The sequence below is a fragment of the Agrobacterium sp. 5Ca50 genome, assembly GCF_055381905.1.
Genome location: NZ_AP026438.1, coordinates 2,548,295 through 2,569,253, shown reverse-complemented (window position 1 = coordinate 2,569,253; position 20,959 = coordinate 2,548,295). Strand labels below are relative to the sequence as shown.

Here is a 20,959-nt window from a genome sequence, read left to right as displayed (position 1 = left end):
TGAGGAATGCATATATAGCACTAATTTTATAGAATATATTTGCAGGAGACTGTCCGAGACGATTGTGTTGGAGTGTCCAAAATGAAGGAGGGCAAACCCTGTTATCTGGCTTTGCTAACACGATATCTGATCGGCTGGCACGCTTTCGCCAATCGTCGGATGCGCGTATTTTTAAACCTCGATTGCATGGCGCTATGCTGCGCTCCGCATATATCTTCCATAACTGTCGGAGCTTGTGATGCCTCAAAAGTCTCTTTGTCCGGTCTTTGCGATTGTGGGTGGCGGTGTTACTGGGGCTGCACTGGCAATCCATCTTGCCCGGCGTTATCCCGGTATTGGCACTGTCCGCATGGTGGTCTTTGAGCCGCGTGAAAAGCTGGGTGCGGGCCTGGCCTACAGCACACATGAACCGGCACACCGCATCAATGTGCCTGCCGGCAAGATGACGCTTTACCCTGACGATCCAGAGAGTTTTCTGCGGTTCGCAACAGACAGGAACATTCTGACAGAGGATGCGGATGCGTTTGGCTCGGATGGATTGCCCTATTTGCAGCGCGCGTCGTTCGGCGATTATGTGTCGTCTGAAATCCAGCCCTATCTTGATCAGGGTGTTGTCGAACATCGTCAAACCAGCGTAACCGGTGTCGGAAAATCCGGGACAAAGTGGCTGTTGAAAGCCGAAGATGGCAGCGTGCTGCTGGCTGACGCCGTTGCAATTGCGGTTAGCCATCCGGCACCGGCACTGCCGGCCGCATTGGCCGCCTTTAGGAATCATCCGAAGCTGATTGCCGATGTGACGCAGCCTGATGCGCTTCAACCGATCAAACAGGACGACCGCGTGCTTGTCATCGGCAATGGCTTGACCTCGGCCGATGTCGTCGCAACCCTGAAAGATAAAAGGCATCACGGAACGATTGTTTCAATCTCGCGGCGCGGATTGCGCTCGCGTGGCCATTCGGCAACCGCTCAGGAAGCGTTCGGCGATTTTGTCTCCAGACCCAGTGTCCGTGCGTCTGAGCTGGTGCATCGGATCCGCGACACGATCAGGCAGGCGGAGAAGGCGGGATTCAGTTGGCATGCTGTCATCGATGCCATCCGCGCACAGGGGCAAAAAATCTGGCAGGCTTTGCCAACCAAGGAGAGGCGGCGGATTGTGCGGCTGGCCCGTCCATATTGGGATGTTCACCGTTTTCGCATCGCGCCGCAGGTCGAGAAAGTGCTGGACGAAGCAGTTGCTGCCGGCCAGCTGTCGATAAAAGCAGCCTCCCTTCAAGGTGTGATGTCCGAGGATTCTGGCTTCCGTGTGTCTCTCAAAGAGAAGGTCACAGGCGAAGTGGTCGATTATCTTTTCGATGCGATTGCGGTGACCACCGGCCCAGCGCATGGCGAGGTCCTGCATTCAATCCCGTTCCTCGCCGCCCTGCAACGGGACGGTCTGATCTCATCGTGTGCCACCGGCCTTGGTATTGCCTGTGATGCTGCCTCCATCGCGATTGATGAAACGGGCAGGGCGGTGCCGGGACTGTACATTGCCGGGCCATTGGCGCGCGGTACATTTGGCGAGCTGATGGGGCTGCCGCAGGTGACGGACCATGCGATTTTTGTTGCCGGCCAGCTGTCGTCCTATCTCAATCTTGACAAACAAGAGCAGTCTTTGAGCAGTACCGGCTGACCAGGATTTACAGTCTCTTGGTGGATAAGAGGGCGGGGAGGGTCACCTTCAGTCCGTGATTTTGAAGATGGAATTTCATCGCTTTGAACCTGCCGTGAGATAATCTTCATCAACGGTGGGTTCTTTGGAATAGTATTTCTTATAAAATCTATGGATATAATTATTGTTGGAGCGAATGAGGGGCCAATATCGAAATGGACTGGAAAAGTTCAGTTCGACCCTTCTCCGCGGAGGTGCTGATTGTCTGGCAAGCCGTGAATGATGTGTCCGATGGGGCTTTCGTGGTCACATCATCAAACAGGACTTGAGCAATGGCAAAACCTCATCAACCACTCGATTTTCTCTGGTTCATTCCATCTTCCGGTGACGGCGCCTATCTTGGGTCGGATGATCTGGCGCGGCAGTCAGATCCCGGTTACTTCCGCGAGATTGCCCGGGCTGTTGATCGTCTTGGGTACTCCGGCGTGCTTATTCCGACCGGTTTGGCTTGCGAAGAATCGTTCATTCTCGCTGCCGATCTGGCGGCGCATACGGAACAGCTAAAGTTTCTCGTTGCCATTCGTCCGGGAACGGCGTCGCCTGCCTACTACGCACGATTGGCCTCAACGCTTGACCGGGTTTCCAACGGAAGGCTATTGTTGAATATTGTCGTTGGTGGCAGCGCGCAGGAACTGGCTGGAGACGGTATTTTTTTAGCCCATGATGAGCGCTACGATCATGCTGGTGAGTTTTTCCAGGTGTTTAATGACCTGATCGAAACCGGCAAGGCGCATCTTGATGGCCGGTATATTCAGGCCCATCACGCTCAACTGGGCTTGCCTCCGGTGCAGCACCCACGTCCACCAATCTATTTTGGCGGATCCTCGGGTGCTGCAATCGATTTTTCCGCCGGCATTATCGATAAGTACCTGACATGGGGTGAACCACCTCATCTGGTGGAGGAAAAAATTGCCAAGGTGCGCAAGGCTGCGGCGGCGCAAAATCGCGATGTCAGCTTTGGCATCCGACTGCACTTCATCGTGCGTGAAACCGATGAAGAGGCGTGGGAGGCTGCGGATCGTCTGATTTCGAAACTGTCCGACGACACCATTGCCGCAGCGCAGGAGGTGTTTGCCAAAAATTCCGATTCCGTCGGGCAGGCACGCATGGTGGCATTGCATAATGGTCGCCGTGACAAGCTTGAGGTCTCGCCAAATCTTTGGGCCGGTATCGGTCTTGTGCGCTCCGGTGCCGGGACAGCGCTTGTCGGTTCGCCCAAAACCATAGCTGCCCGACTTCGGGAATACCAGGATCTCGGCATCGATACTGTCATCGCCTCTGGTTACCCGCATCTTGAGGAAGCTTACCGAGTCTCTGAATTGCTGTTTCCAGAAATCGGCCTTGGCGGACCGCGCAACCAGATTCGCTCGTCGTTTGGCGAACACCGTGTTTTCGGCGGCGGTGGCCACGGCGGCAACGTAAAAATCGTCTCCGGTTCCTGAGACGAAGCACCGTTTAAAATGCCTTGCCCGGTTTCCCGTTCACACCAGGCTACCGGACATGGGTAATTTTGATTAAATCTCTCGAATAGATTGTGCGCGCTCTGTTGCCTTAAGCGCGGTTTTTGCCCATATCTATCGCCGCGATGTGATTGTGAAAGAGCGGTTGATGCTGACGAAAAAAGGGAAATACGGCTTGAAGGCCATGGTTGATCTGGCCCGGCTTGCTGAGGGGCAGACAGCATTTGTCAATGAGATTGCCAGCCGTAACAACATACCTAAAAAATTCCTCGATACGATTCTTCTGGAACTGAGAAATGCAGGCATGCTGCGTTCAAAGAAAGGTCCAGGCGGTGGATATTCCCTGTCCAAACCAGCTTCCGAGATTTTGATTGGCCAAGTGGTGCGTACCCTTGATGGGCCGCTGGCCCCGATCCGTTGCGCAAGCAAGACGGCGTTTGAGCCATGCGAGGACTGTGAAGATCCAGAGCACTGTCAGGTGCGCCGGTCCATGGGCCGAGTGCGCGATGCTATGGCAGAAGTTCTTGATAACACGACATTGGAGCAGTTTGCTGCCGACACCGGCAAGGGTGTCGACGATGCCGCATACGCTTGAGATTGAACCTCCACGGTTAAATCGGGACGATGTTTCCATACTGGCCATTGTGATAAACCAATGGTTCTCCTTGGCCAGTCACCAAGGCGACCACACGTCCGATAACGATGGCGTGGGTATGCCGTTCAATTACGTCTTCGACGGCACAGTCGATGGAGGCAAGTGCGCCTTCCAGCACGGCGGCGCCACTTTCGAGCGTCGACCAGCTGGCGTTGCTGTATCGCTGCACGCCCTTGAGGCCGCCAACGCCGGCAAAGCGGCTGGCAATATCCTGCTGCTGTGCCGAGAGAATGTTCACACAGAAATGGTTGAACCGGCTGATAACAGGCCAGATGGACGATGAGCGATTGATGCTGATCAGCATCGATGCTGGATCCATGGAAAGTGCTGTGGCCGAGGTCACGGTTGCGCCATTGCGCTGATCTCCAGATCCCGCAGTGATAACGGAAACGCCCCCGGCAAAATTGCGCATGGCAGACTTTAGCTGGTCGGGATGGGTAAGCTGTGTTTCCAGCGGATTATGAAGATAAGTCACGGTCGCAGTCATATAGGTCTCCAAGGCTGGTGAAGATGCCCTTGCAATTTTGCAAATATACCATCGCGGATCAGGACTGATGAGCGACAGAATTTCATTGTTGACCAATATTATAGAAAATATTGTCAGTCGACCGGCTTAGGCGCTGTGTTGAGATTGTGGATTTCAAATTCTCGAAATGAAATTCCATGCTTTAGAGGTTTTTCGGAAACCCTCATCTAGAATATGGATTTTTTCCATAACTATCGGATATTTTTTCTCCTTCTATTTGGCATCTTGGCATGTGGTGCCTTTAGTCTACTAAATTTATGTATAATTTTGACTGCATGATTTTTCGACGAAGGAGTTCGGAAATGGGCATTTTTCGCCGTGTTGCAAAATTGATCAGAACGCAGAACGAACTTGAGGACCGCTTGCTTTTGCATGATGCCCGTCATTGCTTCGGTGATTACGAAATCGACGACGGAACCGGTTTCGAGTTGCGCAGCAGAATGCGCGAAGTGGGCAAAGAACTGCGGCTGTTGGGCGAGCACTAATATGAAGATCTGTTGTCACCTTGTTGATTAAGAGGACGCATGCGCACGCTTATTCTTCCCGGACTGAATGGATCTGATGAAGGGCATTGGCAGTGGTACTGGCAGAAGGATCATTCTGACGCGAGCATCGTCGTGCAGGATGATTGGTCCAAACCCAGCCTTGATTGCTGGGTGGCCAATGTCGAAGAAGCGCTGGAACGCGAGGGCGAGGCCTATATCGTGGCGCATAGTCTCGGATGTCTGGTGGCTGCCAAATTGGCGGCCCGCGCCTCTGCCAATCGTGTCAAGGCGGCGCTGCTTGTTGCGCCCTGCGACCCCGAGTTGACCGATGAATTGCATCCCGGCGCGATTTCTTTTGGACGGCTGGATGACGGGCGTCTGCCGTTTCCGAACATCGTGGTTGGCAGCCTTAATGACCATTACATGCCGATAGATCGGCTGACATCGGTTGGTGAAAAATGGCAGGCCAATATTCTCAATCTGGGGATGGCCGGTCACATCAATATCGCAAGCGGATTTGGCCGGTGGTCCAGTGGTTACAGCCTGCTGGATGGCCTAGCCAGCAAGGTCAAAGCACAGAAACGCAGATATGCCGATCTGGATTTTGATGAGCCCCAGGTGCAACGCTGTTGATGCCGGTGGAACATGTATCTCTGAAAGTCGTTTAGCAACAATGAGATGGAGGATCTCAATGAGCCATGACAATTTACAGGTTATCTATGATTACCCCAGTAAAACGGTGTTGCTGCAACTGGGGCATCGCAGCCATGTCTTGAAAAACCTCTCCAGCCGGGATGCCGCAGAAAAGGCTGCCCGCGATTATGCTGGTCAGTTCTGGCCCGCAGTGCACGCTCCACAAGGCGACCAGTTTTTTACGACCCACACGGTTTCATAAAGGAGCTATCCGTCTATAGTGTTTTTGCCTGTCACCAAGATCCAAGGAAGATTGCGCATATTTTCAACCAATATGCACTCAACGGAGGAGAATGTTATGACATCCAAACTACCGGAGCTTTTTAACGGCCACGCCCCAATCGACCTGCACTATCTGTTCTGGGAAGCCGTTTTGAAATTTGAAGAGTGGAAGCCCTATGATGGCCAACCCCTCGTAACCTTCGAAAACTCTCACATTCCGATTTCCGATGTCTTCAACGCCATGCGTACCTGCACGGATATCGTGCCGGCTGCCCTAGTTGGCTCGGTTGTCGCACGTTTGAACAAACCGTGGGTGGGTCATGGACCGCTGGGTGAAATGAGCTTTTCGACAGCGGCGCGCATCATGAGCTTGCTGATCAGAAAGCGCAGATTGAACCCGGCCTTTGCGCCTGCATTTGACACCGCCTATGCCGCTGACTGGAACCGTTCGCGGCATTCCTATAACGGCAGTCTGAGATAGTTATGCCACTATCGCAGTAAGGTCTGCGAACACCGTTCTGTACAATTGACATCGTGACTTCCTTGGATTGCCCCCGATATCAGACCGGTGTCGGGGGCAGCATTTTGAGGTGGGTTCAATAGTTTGCCAAAACGCGATGTCCAAATTTCCGATTGGAAAACTTGATTGCCGGTTCGCGTTGATTTGCCTTTCGATTTCGTTTTGTCGAGTGGCTGCTACGCGGAATAATGTGATCTTCTATGATCGAAAAAATGGCAATTACATTCCTGATGTGATCGGAAAATGGGCATGTGGTGCCTCGAATATAAAAACTATTGAATTAGTGTATATTTCGGCATCAGTTCCTCGGGGGACACCAAGATCTGATCGCCTGATTGAAGCATCAGGAGTATTTGAACAATGAGATTTAAAGGATATCTCGGCGGCTTTCTCAAGTCGGCGATCGCCGGGACTTTGTTGACCAGTCTGGCTCTTTCAAATGTTGCACAAGCCGGCCCAACGCTGGACAAGATAACGCAACGCGGCTCCATCAAGGTTGGTGTTGGGACGACACCAGGTTTCTTTGCGCCTGACAGCAGCGGCAAATGGCAGGGGCTGTTTGCAGATTACGGCCGTGCTCTTTCCATCGCTGTTTTCGGCACACCTGACAAGGCAGAGTTCACCAACTCTTCTCCGCAGCAGCGTCTGCCAGCCCTTCAAAGCGGCGAATTCGACATTCTGTTGTCGGGTGTGACGGTTACTATCACCCGTGCGCTGAAGCTTGGTTTCCACTTTGGTCCTACGGTGTTTTATGACGGTCAGGGCATTCTGGTCCGCAAAGACCTCGGTGTGACCACAGCTGCCGAACTCGACGGCGCAACAATTGGTGCTCAGAGCGGCACGACAGGTGAGTTGAACGTTGCCGACTTCTTCCGCAAGACAGGCAAGAAGTTCACGCCAGTGACGATTGAAGATACCGGACAGTTCATCGCGGCGCTTGAATCCGGTCGCGTGGATGCAATCACCCAAGATTCGTCCGACCTTGTCGGCAAGCGTACACAGCTGAAAAAGCCGGATGATTACATCATCCTGCCAGAGCGCCTGTCCAAGGAGCCACTTGCACCTGCGGTTGCCGGTGGTGACGACCGTTGGCTGGAAATCGTTACCTGGACTGTCAATGCGACCATCCAGGCGGAAGAGTGGGGCATTACCTCGCAAAATGTCGATGAGTTCCTGAAGTCGGAAGACCCTGCCATCCAGCGTTTCCTTGGTGTTGATCCAGCCCTTGGCGAAGCGATCGGTCTTGATCCGAAGTGGGCTTACAACATCATCAAGACTGTCGGCAATTACGGTGAAATCTTCGACCGTAACCTGAAGCCGCTCGGTTGGGATCGTGGTTACAACCGTTTGTGGACGGATGGTGGTCTCCTCTATTCTCCGCCATTCCGCTAAGCAGTCGGGGCATATCAATAATGCCGGTAAATCTAGCGCCGGGCCCTCAAAGGCCCGGCATCTTTCGCAAGGCCTTGATGTGGTGGGGCACTCGTCCGCTGCTTCAGGTTTTCATCATCGGTTTTCTTGTCGTTTCGCTGTATTTTCTCGCGGTCAACGTGATCGAGAGCATGCGCCGTATTGGCGTGACGCCAGGGTTCGACTTCTTGAACCGGGCGGCCAATTTCGAGATTGGCGAAAGCTCAATTCCGTTTCAGGCGGGTGATACCTATATCCGTGCCATTATCGTCGGTTTGCTGAACACGCTGAAAGTCTCAGTGCTGGGCTGCGTTCTTGCGACTGTACTTGGGGTCGCGGTCGGCGTGGCCGGGCTTTCGCGCAATCTGCTGCTGGCAACTGCGGTGCGCTGGTATGTCGAGATTATTCGCAACACGCCACTGCTTCTGCAACTGTTCTTCTGGATCTCGCTGACAAGTGCCTTTCCGGCGCCGCGACAGGCCAGCGCGTTTCTGGGGTCGATCTATTTTACCAATCGCGGTGTGTTTATCCCCGGTGGTTCGATTGAGGGTTTGAGTGTCAGCGGCAGCACGGTGTTTGCCGGTGCAATCGCGACCTTCGCCGCCATCCTATTTATCCTCAAGCGTAGCAGGGCTTTAAACATTACCAGCACGGCCTTGAGCTTCACGGCCGTGGTCGTGGTTGTTGCCGCTGGACTGTCGTTCAGCGGGGCACAGCTGAATGTTGATATTCCAGAATTGACTGGGTTCAACATTCGTGGCGGCTCCAGCCTGTCTCCGGAGTTTGCGGCGTTGTTGACCGGGCTCGTCGTGAAGTTTTCCGCGGCCATTGCCGAGATTGTTCGGGCGGGCATTCAGTCCGTCGACAATGGTCAGTGGGAGGCTGCACGGTCGCTCGGGTTGCATCCGGGACAGATCATGCGGCTTGTCGTGTTACCACAGGCCTTGCGGGTGATCACGCCGCTAACGACGTCAAGTTATCTCGACTTGACCAAGGATTCGAGCCTTGCGGTGGCCATCGGTTATCCGGAGCTGGTCAGCGTCATCAACACCACGGCCAATACAACAGGTCAGTCGCTTGAAGCGCTGATGATCCTGATTGGTACCTATCTGGTCATCAACCTCTCGGTTTCGGTGTTGATGAACGAATATAACAGGCGTGTTGCCTTGCGGGGGAATGGCCGATGACGGTGAATGTTGTGCCCAGCCACCGCGGCAAATTGCGTATCCTGTTGTTAGGATTGAGGGCAGGGTTGTTCGGTACGGTGACCAATAGTTTGATCACCCTGTTGACCTCAGCCGCCATCGTCTGGACCGTGCCGCCGCTTATTCGCTGGGGCATTCTCGATGCCACGTGGAGTGGCGCGTCGGCCGATTGCGCGGCGCGTGGTGGTGCCTGCTGGGCGTTTATCAGCGCCAAACTGCAATTCATTCTGTTTGCTTTTTACCCCGCTGAGTTTTTGTGGCGGCCGGCTCTGGTTGTGCTGTTACTGGTGTTGTTGCTGTTTGCAACGGCAATGCCGCGCTTTTGGAGGAAGGAAACCCTGCTCGCCTGGCCGCTGATTATTCTGGCCAGCTGGTTTCTGATGGCCGGCACTTTTTTCGGTGGGCCTGTCCCGTCCAACCAATGGGGCGGACTGCCCGTTACGCTGTTTGTCTGGGCTGGCTGTTTTGCTGCCGCGACACCGCTTGCCATTCTGCTGGCGCTGGCGCGTCGCTCCAAGCTTGGTGGCCTGCGCACATTTTCGATCCTCTATATCGAGTTGATGCGTGGCACACCGATGGTCGCCATACTCTACGTGGCGATGCTGATCCTGCCGATGGCGTTACCCGACGGCCAGTTTTTCGACAAGATGATTAGAGCGATGATCATGGTCACGCTGTTTTGGGCAGCCTATATCGCTGAGGTCGTGCGTGCCGGACTACAGGCCATTCCCAAAGGGCAGGAGGAAGCCGCCACAGCACTTGGTATTGGTTACTGGCGTACAATGCAGCTGATCGTGCTGCCGCAGGCATTGCGGATCGTTATTCCCGGCATGGTCAATCTGGCGATCGGTTTCCTGCTCGCCACGTCCTTGCTGGCCGTGATCGGTATCTTCGATATTCTCAACGCTGCTCGGGCATCTGCAACTGACCCCAGCTGGCTTGGGTTTTATAACGAAGCCTATATTTCCGTTGCCTTCATCTATTTCGTGATCTGCTTTGGTGCCTCACGTTACAGCCTGTGGCTGGAAGGCAGGTTGCGCGGCCACCACAATAAATAAGGTCGCATAAAAAGGTCCGCGTGCTAATACTCGCGGACTTTTCTTTAGAACACTATGCTCTGTGCTTACAGGCTTACGGTGATGCCGCCATCAACATAGAGAATGTGGCCGTTGACGAAAGACGATGCGCCTGACGCGAGGAAGATGCAGGCGCCAACCAGTTCTTCCACCTTGCCCCAGCGACCAGCTGGCGTGCGCTTCTGCAACCATTCGGTAAAGGCCGGATCCTTGACCAATGCGTCATTGAGAGGTGTTTCGAAATAGCCGGGTGCGATGGCGTTGCATTGCAGGCCGTGTTTCGCCCAGTCGGTTGCCATTCCCTTGGTTAGATTGCCGACAGCACCCTTGGTCGCGGTGTAAGGCGCAATGCCTGGACGCGCCAATGCGGTCTGAACACTGGCGATATTGATGATCTTGCCAGCGCCACGACCAATCATGTGACGGGCAACGGCCTGGCCAACATTAAACACCGACGAGATATTGGTGCGCAGCAGACGCTCAAAGGCATCGGCAGGGAAATCTTCCAGCGGGGTGCGGTGCTGCATGCCAGCATTGTTGACGAGGATGTCGATGGCGCCCTTGTCGTTTTCATAGGCGTCGATGGCTTCGCGGGCAGCGGCATGGTCGGTCACGTCGAAGGCGAGGTAGTCGACATGACCAAGCTCTTGTGCCGCAGCTTTCAGCTTCTCGGGGTCGCGCCCATTGATGACGACGTCAGCACCGGCATCCTTCAGACCCTTTGCCAGTGCAAAGCCAATGCCCTGCGAGGAGCCGGTAACAAGGGCGCGACGGCCGGTCAGGTCAAATATCTGGATGCTCATGGTTTTCTCCCGGTCTTGAAATAAGTCGTACTTTTCGACTGTCTGTTTTCAAGCACAGGGGATGGGCAGGGACAAGTCTTGCCGCTGTTAAAAACAGCGTGAAAGGCTATTTCTTCCCCTGTCGTCCAGAGGCGAATGCGTGGCTGGCCTGGACGCCGGTTTTCAGGTTATGGGGCTTCCGGTGCACGCAGTGGATATTGATGGCGTGGTGGAATCAGGTGGTGAACCACGGCGATGACCACAAGTAGCGCGCTGCCAGCCAGAACGACCAGAAACAAATCCTGTCCTTCAAGATGCGAGCCGTAAGCGACAAGTGGTACGGCGCCGGCTGGTGGATGGGTCACGCGCAGCAGCAGCATTCCGGCAATAGAAAGTCCAACCGCAATTGCCGAAGCCCACCAGATGCCGGGCAGGAACTGCAAGGCAAGGCTGCCGACCAGGGCTGCCAGCAAATAACCACCGATGACATTTGCCGGTTGCGCAAGCGGGCTTTTGGGCTGGCCGAACAGCAAAACCGCTGTCGCTCCAAAAGGCGCGATCAATAATGGAATGCCTGTCTCCACCGCCAAGCCACCCACGGCCAGCATGGCGGCAATGGCACCAATGCCCGATTTAAGGTGATGATGTGCCTGTCCTTTAGGCTCATGGCGGTGGATGTAATGCCGCAAGTGGCGTCGCATGAAATTTTTCCGGCTTAAAATTATGCAATTGCCGTTTAATAGACCAAAGACTGCATGTTTTCCAAGCAAAGTCTTTGTGAAACTCGTCCATTTCTGCGAATATATTTGCCCCTGTGGCGATCGCCCTTACCCACGATAGAGGCTTGAGACAGATGCGGTCCGTCGCTGTGGCTGAAATAAAAAAGACGCGGGGAGACTATGTTCTCCCCGCGCCCTGTTTTGACGTTTGATATTTTTTAGTCTTCGTTGGCCGCGAGCTGCGACAGGACCTGTCCACGACCGCGGATACGCATGATCAGCGGGATGATGAAGGCGGCTGCGGCAACAATGAACAGACCAACGGCAATCGGCGACGTGAACAGCACGACAGGATCACCCTGGCCGATGGCCAGTGCACGACGCAATTGCTGTTCGGCCAGTGGTCCAAGGATAAGGCCAACGACAGCAGGTGCGATCGGATAACCGAAGATGCGCATGATGTAGCCAAGAATACCGAAGCCGAGCAGCATGCCCAGTTCGAACACCGAAGGGTTCGCACCAATCGTGCCAAGCGTCGCAAACAGCAAGATGCCAGCATAAAGCCATGGCTTTGGAATGGTCAGCAGCTTAACCCAAAGGCCAATCAGCGGCAGGTTGAGAACCAGCAACATGAAGTTGGCAATGAACAAGCTGGCAATCAGACCCCAGACAAGCTGCGGGTTGGTGGCAAACAGCAGCGGGCCGGGTTGCAGGCCGTATTGCTGGAAGCCGGCCAGCATGATGGCGGCGGTCGCCGTGGTCGGCAGGCCAAGCGTCAGCAGTGGTACCAGTGTACCGGCGGCAGATGCGTTGTTGGCAGCTTCCGGACCGGCGACGCCTTCAATAGCGCCATGGCCAAATTCTTCCGGATGTTTTGAAAGCTTCTTTTCCGTGGCATAGGACAGGAACGTGCCGATTTCTGCACCACCGGCAGGCATGGCACCAATCGGAAAGCCAATCAACGTGCCGCGCAGCCATGCTTTCCACGAGCGAGCCCAATCCTGCGCACTCATCCAGACAGAGCCTTTGACAGCTTCGATCTTGTCCGGGCCGCTTTGTCCCTGTGCGACGATGAACAGCGTCTCGCCAATCGCGAACATGGCAACGGCGAGCGTCGTGACTTCGACACCATCGAGCAGATCTGGAACGCCGAAGCTCATACGGGCCTGACCGGTCAACTGGTCGATACCGACAATGGCAAGGGCAAAGCCGATGAACAACGAGGTCAGGCCGCGCAGCGCAGAATCACCAAAGGCTGAAGACACGGTGACGAATGCCAGAACCATCAGCGCGAAATATTCGCGTGGTCCGAACACCAGTGCCAGCTTGACGATATAGGGTGCAATGAAGGCAAGGGCGATGGTGGCAATTAGGCCAGCCACGAAGGAGCCGATGGCGGCGGTGGCAAGAGCCGGTCCACCACGCCCCGCTCGGGCCATCTTGTTGCCTTCCAGCGCCGTCACAATGGACGCGCTTTCACCGGGTGTGTTGAGAAGGATCGAGGTCGTCGAACCACCATACATGCCGCCGTAGTAGATACCGGCGAACATGATCAGCGATCCCGCAGGATCGAGCTTGTAGGTGACCGGCAGCAGCAATGCGACAGTCAGCGCCGGGCCAATGCCGGGAAGAACGCCGACAGCCGTGCCAAGCGTTACGCCGATCAATGCATAAAGCAGGTTCATCGGCTGCATTGCGACCTCTAGGCCGTGAAGCAGAAATTCAAATGTATTCATGGACGAATGTCCCCCTGTCGGGTGGAGTGTTACCAACCGCTTGCACAAAAGCGATTGTCACTCCCTGTTTTTCAATCAAGAAAAGAAGGCCGGTTCCGTTTAGAAGAACAGGCGTTCCAAAGGCCCAGCTGGCAACGAAAGCTGCAGGAACTGCGCAAAAATCACCCAGACTACGAAGCTGATGGCGATGCCGACGGGAATGGAATACCAGAGCTCCCGTTTGCCGAAGGCCCGGGCGGTGAAGGCAAACAGAATGCCTGTTGCGATGGAGAAACCGGCGGTTTTCAGCAGCAGCATCTGCCCGGCCAAACCAGCAATAACCCAGATGACGGCGCTTGTTTCCTGCTTGTCCCGCTTAGGGAACTCACCACGCAGAGCTTCCACGACTGTCCAGATGGCAAGGCCGACAAGACAGAATGCGATGGCGTAAGGTACGGTGGCTGGACCAACAGGCGAATAACCGGACACGCCTGCAAGGCGTGTAGAGTCCATGAAGATTACAGCAGCGATGGCAACGAGTGCAGCGGCTATAACCAGCGCCGCCCGGTCAGGGCGGCGCTTTTGAGAGTTGGATGAGTCAGAACCCATGCTCATTTTACAAGTCCGATGTCTTTGAGAATAGCCTGAGTGGATTCAACATCCTTGTCGAGCTGTGCCTTGAAATCATCGCCAGCAAGGTATGTGTCCTGCCAGCCCTTGGTCTTCAGGGTGTCCTGCCAGCTCTTGGACTTCACCAGCTTTTCAACGTCGGCATTGATTGCTGCTTCCTGATCTGCAGACAGGCCAGGAGCCGCTGCGACCATGCGCCAGTTTTCAACCACGACATCAAGGCCGCTTTCTTTCAGGGTTGGTCCGTCAACGCCTTCGATGCGCTCTGCGCTCGACACGGCCAGAAGGCGAAGTGTGCCAGCCTTGACCTGGCTTTCAAATTCACCGTAGCCGGAAATGCCAGCTGTCACCTGCGAACCGAGGATGGAAGCGAGTGCTTCACCGCCGCCGGAGTAGGCGATGTAGTTGATCTTGGTTGGATCAACGCCAGCAGCCTTGGCAATCAGGCCAACTGCGATGTGGTCGGTACCACCAGCTGAGCCGCCACCCCAGGAAACGCTGCCCGGATCTTTCTTGAGCTGCTCGATGAGGTCACCCATGGTCTGCAGCGGAGAAGAGGCCGGAACGACAACGGCTTCATATTCGCCGGTCAGACGGGCAATCGGTGTCACGTCCTTCAGTGTCACTGGCGAATTGTTGGTCAGGATGGCGCCAACCATCACGTAACCACCAACGATCAGAGCATTTGGGTTACCCTTCTGCTGGCTTGCAAACTGGGCAAGACCTATGGTGCCACCGGCACCTGGTACGTTCTGTACCTGTACGCTCTTGGAGATGCCTTCATCCTGCAGCGAGGTCTGCAACGAACGCGCGGTCTGGTCCCAACCGCCGCCTGGGTTTGCTGGTGCAATGATCGTGTAATCGGCTGCTGCGGCTGGAAGAGCCAAAGCACCGGCGATAATGGAAGCAAGTACGAAATGTTTCAAAAGCGAACCCTCCTTGATAGCCCATCGGGCTTCGTTGTTTTGGCGGAAGGAGTACGCGGGCAAATGTAGACTTGCTGCCATCACAGGACAGTTTGTTCATTCGCGATAGATATTTCCTCCCGCATCTTCGTTAAGCCGCCTCCACGGCCGAAGAGTAGAAGCAGAGCACCATAGAAAGCTGACATTTAACTGACGCAATCCCCGGCTTTGCCAATTTAACATTCATTAATTTTTGGATGACGTCCAGTTTTTAGCTGATAACCGGCTTTGGCGGGTGTTTATTGCAGGCGCAAGGCCTCGTTCCAGCGGGCAATCAGCCGATTGCGCTTTACCTGATCGAGATAAACCATCAGGCCAAGGCTGACAGGAACTGGCAAAAGCTGGGCGCCATGAATGGCCTGCATAGTGTTGGCGGTATTGTCTCCGGCGACATCCGGATTGACGGCCGGAATTTGCAATCTCGTTGACAGGATTGTCTGGCCTTCCCGTGACATGAAATATTCCAGATATTTACGGCCCAGTTCCGGGGAGTTTGCGGCCTGTGGCACAAGGCCGATGCGTGACATCACCACCGTGTAATCCTTGGGCAGGACGATGCCGACATCCGGGTGACGGGATGCCCAGTCGGCGGCGTAGGAGCCGAGAATATTGTAACCCAGCACGAATCGCCCATCGGCAATGCGCTCCAGAATGGCGGAGCTGTTGGAGTAGAGTTTTACGCCGGCTGCCCCCATGTGTTGGATGACGGACCAGATATCGGCAAATTGTTCCTGATCCCGCGACATGAACAGGAAACCGACGCCGGAACGTTCAATGTCATAGGTGGCGATGCGGCCGTGCACGTCCTTGGCATGGTGCTCAAGATAATCGACAAATTCGGCGCGGGTGGCTGGTGGTTTTTCGGTGGTGAAACTTGGCTTGTGGTACACAAAAACTGCCGGTTCAAAGGTCAGGGCATAGGCGGTATTGCGCCAGTTGGCCCAACTTGGCCATTTTGCGCTGAGTGGCAGGTCGCTGCGTTGCGCATAACCGTCATTGCTCAGTTTGACCTGCAAATCCATGGCTGAGGAAAAGGCGAAGTCGGCGGTTTTCTGTCCGGCATCGGTTTCCTTGACGATGCGGTCATAGATTTCGCCGGTCAGCAAATCCTCATAGGACACCGTCACATCCGGGTTTTGTCTCTGGAATCCTTCGATCATCGGAGCAGCCAATGGCTCATCCAATGAGGAATAAACGATCAATACCGGTGCATCCGGATTGCCGGATGGTGCCGGAAACACGGTCGGTTTGGCCAGTGCAGGTGCTGCGAAAGAGAGACCCAGACAGAGACAGAGAAGAATACGCATGAAAATATCATGCCGCACCAGCTTTGCGTGCACAAGCGTCTGCCCCTGTGATTGCCGCACAGCTGACGGATCGATGCTACGATGAGGCGCTCTAACTCCTTGAAACTATGCAGCATGCCCAAGCGAAATTCGATTCCGATTTTCAAATCGATGCGTTAGGGTGCGCGGTGAGGGCAGGAGATTGATTTGCGTATATTGCTGGTCGAAGACAATCAGGTTCTGGCGGACGGTCTGGTCGCTTTGCTGCGCGGCAGTGGCTATGCCGTGGATTGGGTATCGGATGGTACCTCGGCCCTGGCTGCGACCGCGACGGAAAGTTTTGATTTGGTCATTCTTGATCTCAATCTCCCGGAAATGGATGGCATTTCCGTGTTGCGCTCCATGCGGGCGCGGCAGGAAAGGGCTGCCGTACTGATCCTGACAGCGCGTGGCTCCCCGGAAGAACGCGTCAAGGGACTGGACCTCGGTGCCGATGATTACATGATCAAACCTTTCGATGTCAGCGAGCTTGAGGCAAGGGTGCGTGTTCTGCTGCGCCGTCAGGCGGGTCTGCGCTCTTCGACCGTCAGTTACGGCAAGGTATCGTTTGATCTGACCTCGCGCACCTTTAGCGCTGAGGGTGTGCCGCTGGATATTCCGGCGCGTGAACTTGGCATTCTGGAACTGCTGTTCATGCGCGCTGGCAAAGTGGTTGCCAAGGAGGCCATCATGCAATCGCTGGCCGGATTTGATGACGAGTTGAGCGGCAATGCCATTGAGCAATATGTCAGCCGTCTGCGTAAACGCCTTGCGCCCCATGGGCTAACCGTCAAGACGGCACGGGGCATAGGATACTATCTGGAGCGTCTACCGGAGATCGCCGAATGACAGGCGGAGCCTACTCGCTCCGCAAGCGCCTGTTGGGCTGGCTTCTATTTTCGACGGCAATTATCGGCACTGTTGCCCTAACGGACACCTATTCAGAGGCGGTCAAAACAGCAAATGTGGTGTCGGATCGTGTGCTGGCGGGCTCTGCCCTAGCCATTGCCGAGCGGGTTGCCGTGTCTGAGGACGGCAAGCTTGAGGTCGATATTCCCTACGTCGCATTGGAAATGCTGACATCGGCTGCACAGGACCGGGTGTTTTACCGTGTTGATGGTTCGCACGGCGAGTTCCTGACCGGTTATCAAGGACTGCCGTCAGTTTCGCCTGAAGAGCCGAATGTGGCGATCTTCGAGGATGCGTTTTTTCGAGGTGAACCCATTCGTGTCGCTGTCATGCAGCGATCCGCGTCCACCGGCATCAATTCGGTGCCGTTTACCGTGACAGTTGCTGAGACCACCATTGCCCGCCGCCAGCTTGCGCAATCTATTCTGTTTCGTTCCGCCCTGCGCCTATTGGCGATGATTGTCGGAGCTTCGGTTATCGTGTGGGTGGCGGTGACGATTTCCTTGCGGCCGCTGTTTCGGCTGAGTGAAGCGATTGCCGAGCGCAATCCGAGCGATCTCCATCCTATTGACCAGAAGGTCCCGGTGGAGGTGCAAAACCTCGTTGATACTGTCAATTCCTTCATGGTGCGTCTGAATGCAGCGCTGGAAGCGCTTCGACATTTCACCGGTAATGCCAGTCACCAGTTGCGCACGCCGCTGGCGATCATCCGTACTCAGTTGGCGCTTTCCGAGCGGGCGGAAACATTGGCGCAGGCCAAGGACGCAGCGCGGAAAGGCGATGAATCCGTTGCTCATGCCGAGCATATTCTGGCGCAGCTTCTGCGCATGGCAAAAATCGATGCGGCAGGATCAGGTGAGCCGCAGGCGCTGTCACGCATTGACCTGGTGGAAGTCGCCCAGACAATTACTGCAGAGTATATTCCTCAGGCGGCGGAAGCTGGTGTCGATCTGGGTTTTGAGGGTGAGGGAACCGTTGCCGTTCTAGCCGAACCGTTGTTGATCGGCGAGCTGCTGGGCAACCTCATCAGTAATGCCATTGCCTATGCCGGTGATAATGTTGAGGTGACAGTGCGCGCTTACCGTAGTTCTGCGGGGCAAGTCTGCCTTGAGGTGGAGGATAACGGGCAGGGCATTGCGCCTGAAAAACGCGACATGGTTCGCCAGCGTTTTGCCCGTGGGGATGGCAATCCAGCCCCCGGTGCCGGTCTGGGTCTGGCCATTGTCGAGGAAATTGCCCACCTGTTTGGCGGGCAATTGCTGCTGGATGCCGGTCAGAACGACAAGGGTTTGAAGGTCACCGTGCTGCTGCCCGCGGCCGGTTGAGCTCTTATCAGCCCATGCGCTCGGATGCGTAGCTGCCGGGGCTTGGCGGGAAAACGACCGTGCGGTTGCCGTTGATAAAGGTGCGGTGATGGATATGTGCGTGGATAGCGCGTGCCAGCACCTGGCTTTCGACATCGCGGCCCAGCGACACATAGTCATCGGCGCTTTGTGCGTGTGTAATCCGGACGGTTTCCTGCTCGATGATCGGGCCTTCATCAAGGTCGGCCGTGACGTAATGGGCAGTCGCCCCAATCAGCTTCACGCCGCGCTCATAGGCCTGCTTGTAAGGATTGGCACCCTTGAAACTTGGCAGGAACGAGTGGTGAATGTTGATGATCTTGCCCGACATTTTCTGGCAGAGCTCATCGGACAATACCTGCATGTAACGGGCAAGAACGATCAGTTCCGTACCGGTCTGTTCGACCAGATCCAACAACTGTGCTTCGGCCTTCGGTTTGTTATCCTTGGTCACCTTGATGTGGTGGAAAGGAATGTCGTGATTGACGACAACTTTCTGGTAATCGAAGTGGTTGGAGACGACACCGACGATATCGATTGGCAGCGCGCCGATCTTCCAGCGATACAGCAGGTCGTTCAGGCAATGGCCAAACCGCGACACCATCAACAGCACTTTCATGCGCTCAGCCGAGCTTTCGATCTTGGCATCCATGCCGAATTTCTCAGCGACGGGTGCAAAGCCCTCGGTGATGGCTTCGCGGCTTTCGCCCTGTTCGGAAATGAAGCTGACGCGCATGAAGAACATGCCGGTCTGAAGGTCATCGAACTGCGAGCTGTCTACGATGTTGCAACCCTTGTCTGCCAGATAACCCGATATTGCCGCCACGATGCCGCGGGTGGATTTGCAGGTTACAGTCAGAACATAAGTCGTCATCAGTCTATTCCTCTGGAAGCGCCATTTCCGGTGCCTCTGGTTTTACGTCACGCGCCACAATTCGGGCGTCCTGCATTAGCGCAGTCGCTGGCCGTGGCATAGTGGCTTTGTCGCAATTTGACTATCCGCGACATGTGTGCGAGCGGAAGAGCGATCAAGCGCCCATAGTCATACGGTGCTTGCTGCCGTTCTGTGTTGCGCAAAACGACATCGGATAACGAGTTTCTGACGTGCGATGAAAACGCCCCGCCTGATATCACCATCAAACGGGGCGGAAATAGATGCCGTTCAGGCCCGGCGAAGGCGCATCAGTGGGCGACCTCGACGGTCGCGTAACTCCAGCTGATTGCTGCGCGGGCTCAAATCATAGCCGCGTGCTTGCTCAAGCGCGGAAAGAAACGCTCTTTCCTGTCGCATGATTGGCGGTTCGCAGGCCATTTGCGTGGAAATGGCGCGACTGAAATCAATCTCGCGGCGGTTTACTCTGAGTTCGGCACCAAAACCATTGCAGCCGGTGTTGCCGGATACACGGTTATCAGGCCCAATTTGCAGGACCGGAGGTTTTCTGTCGGTAACACGCTGACCTGCAATGTCGACGACAACCCAGGAGCCGACCAGAGATGGTTCACGGTCCGGCTCCGGCCGTGGTGACGCACCGGCACGTTCAAGCATCAGGTCCGTGGTCTCGCGGCGATTGTTGAGGATCGGGTGGTTCTGCGTGGTGGTAAACAGCAGGCGGCGACCATCGCGGATTTCGGCGCGAAGCGCATAACGTCGGTTGGGGCGGATGTCTCGGTCATTGTAACGAATAACATAGGGAATAGGTACGTTGCGTCCCGGCAGTGGGGTGGTTTCTGCAATGATGCTGAAACTTGCGCTGGCGCGCGAGACGTCAATCAACTGAACCGTGACTGTCGCAGAAGGTGGTAACGCCATGCGCTCACGGTAGCTGACTGTGCCGCGAATGGAGGCCGGGGCTGCAAGCGATGGTGATGCAATCAGAACGGCGGACAGGCCAAGAAGGCTGGCAAAGCCGCGGCGAGAGATTGGCGTTTTGCCACTCAGTGTATTTTTGTCGGTCATTTCCAAACCCCCATGATCACGATGTGCGAATATTCGTCTTCGATAATAAGGAAGCCAGATGAATCCGGGATGAACTGCCCGGATAAGCAACGCTGCCGGGCCGTGGCTGGCAGCGTTGTTGTTGTTTAGCGTGACAGACTGTCGCGCAAAGTCTCGAACTTCGAAAGCTGGTCTGCCTTCAGCTCCTTGTTTTCATCACGACGGACAAAAACCTTGAACATGGCCTGACCATTGGCATTCATGAACCATACGGAGCAGGAGCGACGGCCGTGGAATGCACGGTCCACAAAGCTGATGGCGTGACAGTTGTCCTTCTTGATGTGGCCACCAATCGGGCTGTCGCCGTGAATGTTGAACCAGCCATGGCTTTCGGTACCTTCCGGCAGAAAACCTGGCACTTCCAGTACGATATCGGCGGTCTGCACGATCATCAGCACTTCGCCCCAGGTCATCATGTCGGACCAGATTGCGGAGAACTGTTCGGCCGGAATGGTCACTGCAGCGCCCTGCGGCAGGATTTCCAGAACTTCGGCCGGCGTGACATCTGCCTTGCTGGCAATCGCCTCAACGATGCCGTCGGGCTTCTCGTTCAAGGCAGCAACGGCTCTCTCACGACGCTCTGGCGTGTTGTATGCAACAGCTGTCATGGTT

Annotated in this window: 22 protein-coding genes; 12 read left to right on the top strand and 10 right to left on the bottom strand. The window is 55.3% G+C overall.

The genetic code is table 11. The features are described from left to right. Positions 1–238 precede the first annotated feature (238 nt). From ACZ5FM_RS12520 to ACZ5FM_RS12510, 3 genes are all read left to right on the top strand, one after another. On the top strand, positions 239–1,672 hold the full coding sequence (locus tag ACZ5FM_RS12520) for an FAD/NAD(P)-binding protein (RefSeq protein WP_464038853.1): 1,434 nt from the start codon (positions 239–241) through the stop codon (positions 1,670–1,672). Between the two features lie 311 nt (positions 1,673–1,983). Beyond that, positions 1,984–3,153, top strand: a complete 1,170-nt coding sequence (gene ssuD / locus ACZ5FM_RS12515; protein WP_464038852.1) for an FMNH2-dependent alkanesulfonate monooxygenase — start codon at positions 1,984–1,986, stop codon at positions 3,151–3,153. Between the two features lie 166 nt (positions 3,154–3,319). Further along, positions 3,320–3,766 (top strand): RrF2 family transcriptional regulator, encoded by a 447-nt coding sequence (locus tag ACZ5FM_RS12510; RefSeq protein WP_464038851.1) that lies wholly within the window; start codon positions 3,320–3,322, stop codon positions 3,764–3,766. Between the two features lie 16 nt (positions 3,767–3,782). Here the strand turns inward: ACZ5FM_RS12510 and ACZ5FM_RS12505 are convergent, their stop codons facing one another. Beyond that, a complete protein-coding gene (locus ACZ5FM_RS12505) occupies positions 3,783–4,313 on the bottom strand; it encodes a flavin reductase family protein (RefSeq protein ID WP_250982151.1) in 531 nt (176 codons plus the stop codon). Between the two features lie 341 nt (positions 4,314–4,654). Here ACZ5FM_RS12505 and ACZ5FM_RS12500 point away from each other — a divergent pair, with 341 nt between their 5' ends. The 7 genes from ACZ5FM_RS12500 to ACZ5FM_RS12470 all read left to right on the top strand — a co-directional run bounded on the left by ACZ5FM_RS12500 (position 4,655) and on the right by ACZ5FM_RS12470 (position 9,945). Further along, positions 4,655–4,837: a hypothetical protein gene (locus ACZ5FM_RS12500; RefSeq protein ID WP_250982424.1), complete on the top strand. Its 183-nt coding sequence runs from the start codon at positions 4,655–4,657 to the stop codon at positions 4,835–4,837. A 39-nt stretch (positions 4,838–4,876) separates the two neighbouring features. Beyond that, complete coding sequence (locus tag ACZ5FM_RS12495; protein ID WP_192488181.1) at positions 4,877–5,470, top strand: RBBP9/YdeN family alpha/beta hydrolase; 594 nt, start codon at positions 4,877–4,879, stop codon at positions 5,468–5,470. A gap of 58 nt (positions 5,471–5,528) precedes the next feature. Further along, a complete protein-coding gene (locus ACZ5FM_RS12490) occupies positions 5,529–5,732 on the top strand; it encodes a hypothetical protein (protein ID WP_250982149.1) in 204 nt (67 codons plus the stop codon). A gap of 96 nt (positions 5,733–5,828) precedes the next feature. Further along, entirely contained in the window at positions 5,829–6,233 is a 405-nt protein-coding gene (locus ACZ5FM_RS12485) for a BRA0787 family protein (RefSeq protein ID WP_464038850.1), read from the top strand. Positions 6,234–6,632: 399 nt separating this feature from the next. After that, positions 6,633–7,664, top strand: coding sequence for an amino acid ABC transporter substrate-binding protein (locus ACZ5FM_RS12480; RefSeq protein ID WP_250982147.1), 1,032 nt, complete (start codon positions 6,633–6,635; stop codon positions 7,662–7,664). A gap of 20 nt (positions 7,665–7,684) precedes the next feature. Beyond that, entirely contained in the window at positions 7,685–8,869 is a 1,185-nt protein-coding gene (locus ACZ5FM_RS12475) for an amino acid ABC transporter permease (RefSeq protein WP_464038849.1), read from the top strand. Next, on the top strand, positions 8,866–9,945 hold the full coding sequence (locus tag ACZ5FM_RS12470) for an amino acid ABC transporter permease (RefSeq protein ID WP_464038848.1): 1,080 nt from the start codon (positions 8,866–8,868) through the stop codon (positions 9,943–9,945). Before ACZ5FM_RS12475 ends, ACZ5FM_RS12470 begins: the two co-directional genes overlap by 4 nt. Before the next feature lie 65 nt (positions 9,946–10,010). Here the strand turns inward: ACZ5FM_RS12470 and ACZ5FM_RS12465 are convergent, their stop codons facing one another. The 6 genes from ACZ5FM_RS12465 to ACZ5FM_RS12440 all read right to left on the bottom strand — a co-directional run bounded on the left by ACZ5FM_RS12465 (position 10,011) and on the right by ACZ5FM_RS12440 (position 16,081). Further along, positions 10,011–10,766 (bottom strand): SDR family oxidoreductase, encoded by a 756-nt coding sequence (locus ACZ5FM_RS12465; protein WP_250982144.1) that lies wholly within the window; start codon positions 10,764–10,766, stop codon positions 10,011–10,013. Positions 10,767–10,933: 167 nt separating this feature from the next. Continuing rightward, a complete protein-coding gene (locus ACZ5FM_RS12460) occupies positions 10,934–11,446 on the bottom strand; it encodes an HPP family protein (RefSeq protein ID WP_464038847.1) in 513 nt (170 codons plus the stop codon). 236 nt (positions 11,447–11,682) lie between these two features. Beyond that, the gene (locus ACZ5FM_RS12455) at positions 11,683–13,200 is read right to left on the bottom strand and encodes a tripartite tricarboxylate transporter permease (protein ID WP_192488189.1); all 1,518 of its coding nucleotides are present in this window, start codon (positions 13,198–13,200) and stop codon (positions 11,683–11,685) included. A 99-nt stretch (positions 13,201–13,299) separates the two neighbouring features. Then, a complete protein-coding gene (locus tag ACZ5FM_RS12450) occupies positions 13,300–13,794 on the bottom strand; it encodes a tripartite tricarboxylate transporter TctB family protein (RefSeq protein WP_275641849.1) in 495 nt (164 codons plus the stop codon). Then, positions 13,791–14,735, bottom strand: a complete 945-nt coding sequence (locus tag ACZ5FM_RS12445; RefSeq protein WP_464038846.1) for a Bug family tripartite tricarboxylate transporter substrate binding protein — start codon at positions 14,733–14,735, stop codon at positions 13,791–13,793. The genes ACZ5FM_RS12450 and ACZ5FM_RS12445 overlap by 4 nt, the downstream gene beginning before the upstream one ends. A 278-nt stretch (positions 14,736–15,013) precedes the next feature. Continuing rightward, positions 15,014–16,081, bottom strand: coding sequence for an ABC transporter substrate-binding protein (locus tag ACZ5FM_RS12440; RefSeq protein WP_250982140.1), 1,068 nt, complete (start codon positions 16,079–16,081; stop codon positions 15,014–15,016). Positions 16,082–16,267: 186 nt separating this feature from the next. On the opposite strand from ACZ5FM_RS12440, the gene ACZ5FM_RS12435 reads away from it, so the two are divergent. Then, positions 16,268–16,948, top strand: coding sequence for a response regulator transcription factor (locus ACZ5FM_RS12435; protein ID WP_250982139.1), 681 nt, complete (start codon positions 16,268–16,270; stop codon positions 16,946–16,948). Beyond that, positions 16,945–18,333: a sensor histidine kinase gene (locus ACZ5FM_RS12430; RefSeq protein WP_464038845.1), complete on the top strand. Its 1,389-nt coding sequence runs from the start codon at positions 16,945–16,947 to the stop codon at positions 18,331–18,333. The genes ACZ5FM_RS12435 and ACZ5FM_RS12430 overlap by 4 nt, the downstream gene beginning before the upstream one ends. 7 nt (positions 18,334–18,340) lie before the next feature. On the opposite strand, the gene purU is transcribed toward ACZ5FM_RS12430, so the two are convergent. The 3 genes from purU to hutX all read right to left on the bottom strand — a co-directional run bounded on the left by purU (position 18,341) and on the right by hutX (position 20,955). Further along, positions 18,341–19,225 carry a formyltetrahydrofolate deformylase gene (gene purU / locus ACZ5FM_RS12425; RefSeq protein WP_192488195.1) on the bottom strand — a complete coding sequence of 295 codons (885 nt, stop codon included), beginning with the start codon at positions 19,223–19,225 and terminating at the stop codon, positions 18,341–18,343. A 288-nt stretch (positions 19,226–19,513) separates the two neighbouring features. Then, the gene (locus ACZ5FM_RS12420; RefSeq protein ID WP_464038844.1) at positions 19,514–20,308 is read right to left on the bottom strand and encodes a YbaY family lipoprotein; all 795 of its coding nucleotides are present in this window, start codon (positions 20,306–20,308) and stop codon (positions 19,514–19,516) included. Positions 20,309–20,433: 125 nt separating this feature from the next. Then, positions 20,434–20,955: a heme utilization cystosolic carrier protein HutX gene (hutX, locus tag ACZ5FM_RS12415; RefSeq protein WP_464038843.1), complete on the bottom strand. Its 522-nt coding sequence runs from the start codon at positions 20,953–20,955 to the stop codon at positions 20,434–20,436. Positions 20,956–20,959: the final 4 nt, after the last annotated feature.